Source organism: Chlamydiota bacterium (assembly GCA_016178055.1).
Taxonomy (GTDB): Bacteria; Auribacterota; JACPWU01; order JACPWU01; family JACPWU01; genus JACOUC01.
In genome coordinates this window covers 56689-66701 of the sequence record JACOUC010000036.1, presented here as the reverse complement: position 1 = coordinate 66701, position 10013 = coordinate 56689, and the positions used below count along the sequence as shown (strand labels likewise).

2 protein-coding genes are annotated in these 10013 nt (G+C 41.4%); both read left to right on the top strand.

Features of this window, described 5'->3' with window-relative positions; all coding sequences use genetic code 11:
* A partial coding sequence (locus HYS07_05680; protein MBI1870669.1) for a helix-hairpin-helix domain-containing protein occupies positions 1-2849 on the top strand: 2849 nt, incomplete at its 5' end.
* A gap of 90 nt (positions 2850-2939) precedes the next feature.
* A complete protein-coding gene (locus HYS07_05675) occupies positions 2940-9992 on the top strand; it encodes a protein kinase (protein ID MBI1870668.1) in 7053 nt (2350 codons plus the stop codon).
* The last annotated feature ends 21 nt before the right edge of the window (positions 9993-10013 follow it).

The following is a 10013-nucleotide window of genomic DNA, read 5'->3' as shown; positions in this document are numbered from 1 at the left end:
CTGAAGTCGAGAAGCGTGTGGCCGAGCTTGAAAAAGAATGGCAGCCGCAAGCTCAGGCTTTGTCCCAGAAGGAAGAGGCCTTTAAGAAGGCCGAGGAAGCTTATAAGACCAAGGCGGATCTCCTTAAGAAATATGATGAAGCGAAAGAGGCTGTGTCAGACAAAGAAAAGGATTGGATACGGCAAGAGGAAATATTGACAAAGGCAGGACGACATTTGACCGAAGAAGAGATGGGTGAAGAGATTCAGAAATTGGCTGCACTAGAAAAAGAAAATGAAGAAAGGGCCAAACTCTTAGAAACTCAAACCAAAGAGAAGTCGCTCGATGATTTAAGAAATGATCTTCGGGTAAAGGAACGAGAGCTTCTTAAATTGAAAAAGCCTATAGAACGATTAAATCTTTCGGCAGAGGCTTTCTATGCGGTAATTCCGGCGGTGGTAAAAAATCAGTTGGGAGTTGGAAGTCGGGAGTTGGGAGAGAAAGAAAAGCAGGAAGCAGAAAACTGGAAGAAGATAGTCAATGCCCTTCTGGCAAGAATCGATCAGCTTTCAACGGGTGAGCGAGAACTATCGCTTCGAATGAGAAAATTCTTGCTTGATCAAGCGGGCTTGGCAGTCTCACCGGAAGCCTTGGAAGCGAATGTTCTTCAGGAATTGGCAAAAGAAGTTGAAAAATTATCAACAAAACAATACAAAACAGAGAAAGAAAATCTCGACAAGGCTGTCAAAGAGGCCCAAGCGCGTGCCAAAGAAGTGGGCAAGGTCAATCTTAATGAGGCTGATCAAGAGAGTTTGGAAAAGGTGGAAGGTCTTACGCCTGAGATGGCTCGCACCATTTTGGAATATCGACGCGATGGTTTTTCAATTCGCCGATGGACTGATTTAAGAATGATGCTTCGAATGACACCGGAAGATATTCAAAAACTTAAAGAACATGCTCTTTTAGGCGAGATGGGTGATGAAAATAAACCAGTTTATCAATTACACAGAGAGATTCTAAAAGCCCTTCGTGCGACCCCTCGATTGGCTGAGCTTTCGGTTGGAGCTGCATCGGTACAGGGCTGGGAAATTATTCAGTTTAATAATGATGTGGTGGGTAGACTAGAGAAATTGAGCTCTGACAAAGCAGATGCCGAACGTGTTCTTCCTGGTGCCGAAAAACAAATTGTCCAATTGATTGAAAAAATGAATGGTCAGATCACTCGTACGACTTCTGAAATAACCAAAGAAAAATTAAGAACAGCTCGTGCAGGAATGATGAGTGTTCTTTCTTCAATCAGTGAATATCAACGTGTGGTTAAACTCACAGGCAGTTTTTCCGAGATCACAAATCAACTGAAAGGTCCGACTTCGATAATCTTTGGAGCACTCGTAGATCTTTTGAGAAACAATCGTGGAGTGGATCATTTAAGTGTTGCACAGGATTTAAATGACCTCAATCAATTGGGAAGAGCTTATCTTAAATTAAATGCTGCTCAACAAGCAGAAGTGAAAAAGGCTATAGAAAGGTTGATAGGGGAAGGTGTGGATCATGAACGATTGTTCCGTTATCTTGACCTTTTGACACAGAATACAGAAAACCCAAGCCATCTTCTGATGCGGGAATATGAAGAGCGAGTCAGTCAGGATCCTTCGAATATTGAAGTTGCCTTGACCTTGGTTTCGATCTATAGAACTCTTTGGGAAATAAATGACGTTCCTCAAGGTTTAACAGCTCAAGATCTGCTTTCAAAGGCTGCGGCTTCCTATAAAGCCGTTCTTGCAATCGATCCTCAGAATGCAATTGCTTTAAGTGCTCAAACACAAATTCGAGAAATAGAGCGTGATCGTGCGGCTCGTCGTAGGGGTGAAAAGGCTGAGCAGTTGCTCAAAGAAGGAAAAATTGATGAAGCGATTCAGGAGTTAGCTTCAGCTCTCAAATCTGTAAAGAGTGAAGGAATAACAAAACAACTAGAAGCTCTTATGGGAGAGGCCAATCGTCTTTTGAAAGTTCAAGAGAAAGAAGAAGTGAATAAGATGATCGAGGCCGCGATGGCTTTGATGGAGCGAGGTTTGATTTCATTGGCTGTTGAAAAATTAGAACAAGCATTAACGCAAGCGGCAGATGATGAACAAGAGAACAGAATTCGTTTGGGTCTAAGAGGCATTGCATTGGGTGTGCTTCAAGGTCAATATAAAGCAAAAGCTGCTGATATTCTTAAACTGATCAATCATCTTCAATCCATAGCACCATTTTTAACGAATCAAGAAATGCTTTATGAAATGAAAGAAATTTTAGAACAGTATGAGGCGAGAGAGAAGGATTCAAAACGTAAAGATCTTAATCGTAAAGATCGTGCTCTTGTTCAATCAAAAATTAAAGAAGCCATGGGTGCCATTGAAACACAATTACTTACATTGCCTTCAGTTCAAGAATTTGAGGCTTCAATGAATGAGCTTCTTGCGGGGGCGGGTTCTGAAGAAAAGACGGATACCTCCTTGGCCCATTTTACAGAAAAGGTAAGTCAAGTGGCTCAGGGTATGCGTCAATTATCCGCTCGTCCCAAAGATATTGAACATTATCTCGCTCGACATCAGGCAGAGTTGAATGAGAACAAACGAGCCGTCATTACTTCTTTGATGACCATGGTTCAAGCGGGACATATTTCGTATCAAGATTTGACAAGTTTGGTTACGAATCAGTATGGAAGCTATGCCCATTTTAGAGATATTGCAACTGAAGCGGATTTTATTGGGGCTGTGGATCTCTTGCTTGCAGGATTATCGAATGATCCATCTACGAATTCAAGTCCTTCTCAAAGATTAGATGAAAGAAGAAGGGTGCATCCGATGGCCCAAGAAGCAGCGTAAACAAAAAAGAGGTTTTTTTATGTTGGAAATGTCCATCTCGATCGTATCTTTAAATTGGGAGTTTGGAGATGGGGGAGTTAGAGAAGGAGTATGAAAAGAGAAACATTATTTATAAAATTGATCCGTATTGGGGTGACGGTTGCCTTCGCATTCTCTTTGATAGAGAAAGATATGATTTTCTCTTCCCAGAGTCTTTTTGCGCAAACGCTGCCCTTTAATCCTGCTTCCGTTTCTTCTCTCGGTAAAAATATAGATTTTTATATTCCTCAAAAATTAGGATGGATTGAGCGAAGCTGGATTTCTCCCGATAAAGATGCAAAAACCATTTATCTCCTTCAAGACGCCCACGGGAACTTTGAAGTCCAATGGCGAATGGCCAGGATCTTGGAAATTATTGAAAATCAGCTCGAAGCAGAAACAAAAGCAAAAACTGAGAAAGTATTTACCTCGAGCCTCGAGCTTCGAGCCTCGAGCCAAAGTAGCCTCGAAGCTCGAAGCTCCAGCTTTCTCATCGCCCTTGAAGGCGCCAGTGGCGCCCTTGATTATTCTTATTTTAAGAATCTTCCAGATCCAGAAATCCGCCGAGATACTGCAGAATTTTTGATGAAAAATGCCAAGCTCAATGGGCCTGAGTTTTATGCCATTACAAGTGAGTCCAATCCACTTCTCTATGGAATTGAAACGCCTCTTTACTATTTAAAAAATAAGAAACTCTTTTTAGATGTTTTAAAGGTGAAGGATGAAGTCCTGCCCGTTTTAGAGGAATTAATAAAGCAGCTCGAGGCTCGAGGCTCGAGGCTCGAGGCAAAAAACTCTCAACTTATTTCATTGATTAAATTTCATGATCAATATGTTCGTCACGAATTAAGCCTTTTTGATTATTGCCAGGCTTTAAGCGATTTACAGATCTCCTTAAAAATCCAAAATCCAAAATCCAAAATCCGAAATTATGTAAACGTTCTTCATTACTTTGAAATGGAAAAAGAAATTCATCCAAGTCTCTTGGGAGATGAGGAGAGAAAGCTTCTGGATGTTTTAGGTGATGAATTATCCCGAAAGGATCTCATTCAATTACTTGAACTGACGCTTCAATATCGAATGAATGAGCTTTCAATTAATGAATATTATCTGGCTCTGATTGATTTCTCTAAGCGCTCAGAAATTAATCTAAAAGATTACCCTAATATTGACCGTTCGATTCAGGCCTATCAGTTTAGAACTGAAATTAATGACAATCAATTGATGGAAGAAATTCGTGAGATTGAAGAGAATCTTAAACTGAGTTTTATTTCTGATAAATCCGCAATTATTTTTGAATGGCTCTATGCCCTTAAAAGAATGGCGGAATTAAGAGGTCGTGAAGATGACTTAACGCTTGTTGAGGAAACGATTGAGCGTTTGGGCTGGGATAAAATTCAGCAGTTTATGGGCGAAGATAGTGCTCCATTGAAAAAATATTTTCCATTGTATGAGCAATATTACAAAACTATTAAATCTCGCGATGGAGAAATCGCCAAAAATTTCATGGCTTCGTTTTCTGAAAAAAATGTTAAGAGTGCTGTTCTGATGGTTGGGGGTTATCATACCCCTGGTTTGGAAAAATTCTTTCAACAAAAAAATATTTCCTATCATGTGATTTCTCCTGTGATTCCGAGGGACTCTATTGAAGAGGCTTATCAGCTTTATCTGAAGAGAATGGGCGATCCAGAATATGCGTTGACGGCTGAAGATCTAAAGGGGATTGGAGAAATGCTTGCTCTAGAGGATGGCATTGGATTTATCAGCACGGATCCCAGAAGAAAAACGCAAGTGGGAGATGATTTTAAGGCTGAATTTGCTCTGACGGCAGCAACGCTTGCTTATGCGCGTAAGCGGAGAGAGAAAAATCCTGAATTAGCGCAGTGGTTAAAAGATAGAGATCGTGAAGGGATTAAAATTTTATATAGTGCTTTGGATGAAGAAGGGGCCCGGCTTGTATTTGGATTAATAAAAGGGGAGCCCCTCATTTTTCGATTTAGACCTTACAGTGAAAAGGGAATGAAACCTTTTAAAGCACCCTTACAGGTTCTTGCTCGTGGCGTTTTAGGGAATACTTTTGTGGAGACGCTTACTCCTCATGCTGTTTCAGCCTTTTGGATGGATTGTCTCCTTGATCGAGCTCGGAAACTTCCGAAAGGGAGCGGGGCCTCCTTGAAAAGAATCGATGAGCGATATGTCGAATTTTTAGGACTTCTTGAAAGTGATCAGGACTTGAGATCTATTTTAAACCAATTAAATGATCCTGTATTAGAAACAGGAATTCACCAGCAACGAAAGGCAATTTTGAAGCAGGTTTTGTCTTCGCCAGATCAGCATACTTATGATCATCTTCTGCCCGTTTTGAGAATTGATTTTAACAGCGCTTCTTTAGATGAATTTCAATTGGCTGGTGGAGGAGAAGAAGCTCCGTCTCCTGAATTGGCTGGGTCTGAAGGAGAAGAGACGCTTCGGTCTCAAATGCTTTCTCTACGGAATCGTATTGCTGAGGCAATGAATCAAGTTGAGGGATGGAGGGAAGATTTATCTTCTGCCTCACCTGATGAGGTGACGTCGTTAAATCTGAGCGAAGCAAATTTAGTGAATGATTTTGTTAGTGCAAGAGATGCTTTGGCTCAACTTTCGGCGGAAGATAGAAAACAACTGGATGAGCTTTATTGGAATATCAATGATGCCTTAGAAGCTTTGAATGCTGAAGTCCAAGCTTTTGAAGTGTTAAGTCAATGGAATCGTCAGGGGGCAACGATTATTGATGGTCGCTATCGCTTAGTAAATAAATTAGGTGAAGGAACGACTGCAGAAACCTGGGAGGCTAAGGATGTTGATGGCAATGTACGTGCTATTAAGTGGATGAAAGAGGGAGCTGAGGATGCCGAAAGAAAAATTGAGCAAGAATATCAACGTCAGTTATCTGCATCCCGCGATGGAGGACCTGCCCCCTCAGTTTATGGATATGGTTATGATCAGGGGAGCCAACGTCATTTTCTTGTGATGGACTTTAATCAAGATGAAGATCTTCAGGATTATATTGTACGCTTACAAGATGGGATGGATGAAGGAACTCTTTCAAGAGATGTATACATGCAAGAGATGCTAACGTTTTTTAAAGCTTTACTGACTGCTTTGGGTGAACTTCATGCTCGGGGGATATTACACAATGACCTTAAACCTGAAAATATACGCTACAATGCCTCTAAGCATCAAATCACCTTCCTTGATTTTGGTTCTTCAACAAGTGAGACGGAAGAAGAACAAGCCCTTCAGCAGCTTTCTTTCTTATACGCAGCTCCTGAGACAAGACGAACGGTTCAATCAGATTTGTATTCTGCTGGCGTAATCTTTTTTAATATGATCGCTGCTTCTTTTCCCTTTGGCATTGCTCCAGGAGATGTAGAAGTTGTGATTGCAACGAAGAAATTGGGTAATGATGCGTTTCAGGGACAAGATATTGCTTCTATTTCTCCTCCCTTGATGTCTTATATAAGACAAATTCTAGATCAGCATGTGAGTCAAAGATTCAAAAATGCCGCTCAGGCTTTGAATGAGTTAGAGAGAATAACACCGGTTATTTTGGCTGAGGCAGAGGCTTCCTCTTTTTTAGCTAGACCTGAAGTCCCAGTCGAAGCCTTGCTAGAAGAACCTGCTCCTGAAGGGGAGAGTGGATTGTCGCCCTCTGCTTCACCTTCTACACCTAGACATGTTTATGAGATTGGAACAGTCATGGGTCACTATCAGATTTTGGAGAAGTTAGGTGAAGGAGGTCAAGGTTCTGTTTTTAGAGCTCTGGATACAAATGCTAACGAGCACGTAGCTTTAAAAATTATTTCGCCTCGCCCAGAGGATGATTATCATTATCTCCCAACCCCTGAAAGAGAAGCTCAAATTCAGAAACAAGTACATGACCTTCCAAACAATCCAGACCCTGCGGTTCGTGAGTTTGGTGTTCTAGAAAATGGGGATTCATTCATTGCAATGGATGATGTAACTCAAGAAGAAGGGACAATCAGATGGGATCAATATGTTCATAACCTTCGAACTCAACTGGTGAGTGGAGAGTTAACATATGAAACATTTCAGAATAATATTTTGACGGCTTTTAAAGAGCTGCTGAAAACCTTGGAAGAAGTTCATGGCCTAAATTTAGTCCATCGAGACCTTAAGCCTGCAAACTTCTTTTATAATCCTAAAACAAACAAAATGACCCTGATCGATTTTGGGGCTGCGGGTTCTCCTGAAATAAAGGTTCGATCCGGATTCATTATTGGCTCTCTTACCTATATGTCTCCAGAAACTTATGATGGCAATTTCAGTTTTAAAAGTGATCTTTTTGCACTGGGGGTTATTTTATATATGTCCCTTTTAAACACAAGTCCCTTTCGAGTCATGGATAGAGAAGTGCCCACGGGGCAAGGTCGTGCAGTAAAAGGGCGTGAAAAGGTGACAAATGTCGATCCCTTTGATGGACAATATGAAGCAGCTTTTTCAAAATTGAATTCCGATCTTCAAACTTTTTTCAGAGGACTTCTCGCGAAGGACGTTACACAGAGAATGTCGACTTCAGAGGCCCTAGATCAATTAGACATTGTTTTACCAGAGGAAATTTCACCTGACATCGAAATCGTTGATGATGTTTTGGCTCCAGAGGTGGCGGGTGCTTTTGGTACGCTTGCTCATGCAGTTTCTACAACTACTTCTACGGGTCAAAGGGCCGATCAAAGCCGTTCTTCTCAGGGTGAGATGGGTCTTCCCTCACTTCATGAGCCGGCAGAGTCAAATAAGTACGAGTCATTTTTAATTCCATCTTTTCCTTATAAACAGATTAAAAACTTTTTGGGTGAAGATGCCGAACTAAGCTGTTATTTGGTGCCTGCTGATAAACTTCAAGGAAATGATGCGGTGATTAAAGTTGCTGAAAGGAATCGTGTTGAAATTTGGATGAGTCGAAACCTTAAAATGGAAGAACGTGACGAAGTGGGTGTTCATGAAATTTCAGAATGGCACTTGATGCAGTGGATTATAAGCAATCCAGATTTGATAGATGAACTAGAGCCTATTTTAGAAGAGAGACTTGTCCAGCGTAGAGCAAGATATAGTGGAGAAACTCGTGAATATAGCATCGCTGTCCTTGCAGCTCACATAGGGGCGGCGGCTTTAGAGGTCATCAAATATGGAAAACAAGGGTTGACACTACTTCATGAAAGAAAAATGAGGGAGAAAGACACTGCATTTCTCGAAAGAGTTGAAGCAGAAACGTCTGAAATGCGGGCATCTCTTCAGCATCGGGTCATAGAAACTTTAAATAGGCGCATGCCAGAACCTATGCGAACTATGCAGATTAATATGGACGAGTTAAACGCTTATGAATCAAGGTTCAGGGAAAGGGCATTAGAGGAATTAACCTTTCGAAAAAGTCTAATTTATACAACATTGGCAGGAATTTCTTGGCTTAAGGTTGAAGCGTTTGCGCAATCTCCCTTCGTCCGATGGCTCGCCCGAATTTCAGGCTCCAAAACACCTCCGGGCTCTGGTACGCCAGGAAGCGGCGGAGCTCGTAAGAAATTGGTGCATCATCAAGTGAGTTTGAGTCGTGATAAGGAATTAAAGATGATTGAATTTGCAGTAAATCTAAAAAAAATTAGTAAGAGTCGGACGGTGACAATTGATGATGGCGACCCTTATTTAAGTAAGTTAAAGAACGTAACTCGCCCAACCCCTCTTGAACCAAGAGGGGAGATGGCTACTCTTGAATCGGGAAGGGAGACGGGCTCTCCCCTTAGTTTAAGGGGAGTTAGAGGGGTTACAACGTATCAGGAAGTGAACTATGATGAAAATGATCCTCATCTGGAAAAATTGTTTCCAGGTTTAAAAGATATTTTAAAGACGGTCGGCGGGGCCTATCACTGCTATGGGAATGATGGCAAGCTCTATATATTTATTTCTAGGAATGCCCAAGATAAAAAAATTGCTCTTCAGCATGAAAAGATGGAAATATTTATTAAAAATTGGATGGAGAGTAACCTCTCCAGCTCCCCCTTAAAAGAAAGGGGAGAGACTTCAGTAGGAGGGACTCCCCTCTTGGTTCAAGAGGGGTTGGGGGAGTTACCAGATCTTGCTCGTGTCAGTCATATATTGGCCTGGGCCCTTCAAATCATTGAAAATGGTTGGACTGATATTACTCAAGTAGAATTTCTCTGGAATGAAATTCGAGAAATGGATCTAGATGCCCTTCAAGCTGTGATTGGAGATGATCGTGCTGAGCAGAGAGAATTTATTAAGCAATATTTACCCTTGATATTAACAGCCTTAGGAAAGTCTCCGGATAATGTCATATTCCAAATTGAAAAATTTGAGACCTCGGTTAAACAATTTGCATTGCTTCAGAAGTCAATCCGGAAAACATCTGCGAATCGTTTTGAAGCGTCTAAGGCTGAAGCGCTTGAGGGAGTTGTTCGTGGACTTTTTATGGACAGACCAGAGGCACTGGATAGAGCTCCGGCGCTTTTGCTGATCGATCTTTCGACTCTTGTGGATGGTAATAATATCGCTCGTCCTGGGGCTGAGGCTTCAATTGCAGTTTTAGTAAAAGCAGCGGCCCAGATGCGTCAGAGTCAAGGCCAAATGAAAATAGTATTGGTTGACCATGAAGGTAAGATCGGTGGCCTTCAGGCATTGGTTGATAAGAAAATTCCTGGAGCCGAAGTTTTGTTGAGATTTAGAAATGAAGGAATTATTTTTGAGCAGGCACCCACTCGAGAAGAGGCAAGCCCTGAAAATATGGAAAATTATATTATAAAAGCGGCTGAGGCGAAGGGTTTAATGGGATTACAAGTTCAAAATATTCAGGTTGTGATCGACCCCAGCCATCAATCTATTTACTCGAAAATTTTGAATCAACTCATACTGGGCGATGCGATTGATATCCAGCTTGATCAAACGATGTTTGATAAATTGAGCGCAATGAATGCAGAGCTTGCAAAACGGTTTAAGGCAAAAGAGGTGGGACAAGGAGTGAAGACCTATAGCGTGCATCTTAAGAAAGAAGAATTAGACGAGGAAAAATATAAAGCAACGCGTCAGATGTATGACTTGGCTGCGGTAAAGGCGTAGTCTTTTATTCTTCGAGTGATC

What these genes read in the sequence shown, in the direction of transcription:
- HYS07_05675 (MBI1870668.1), top strand. Translation starts at nt 2,940, where the DNA reads ATGAAAAGAGAAACATTATTTATAAAATTGATCCGTATTGGGGTGACG.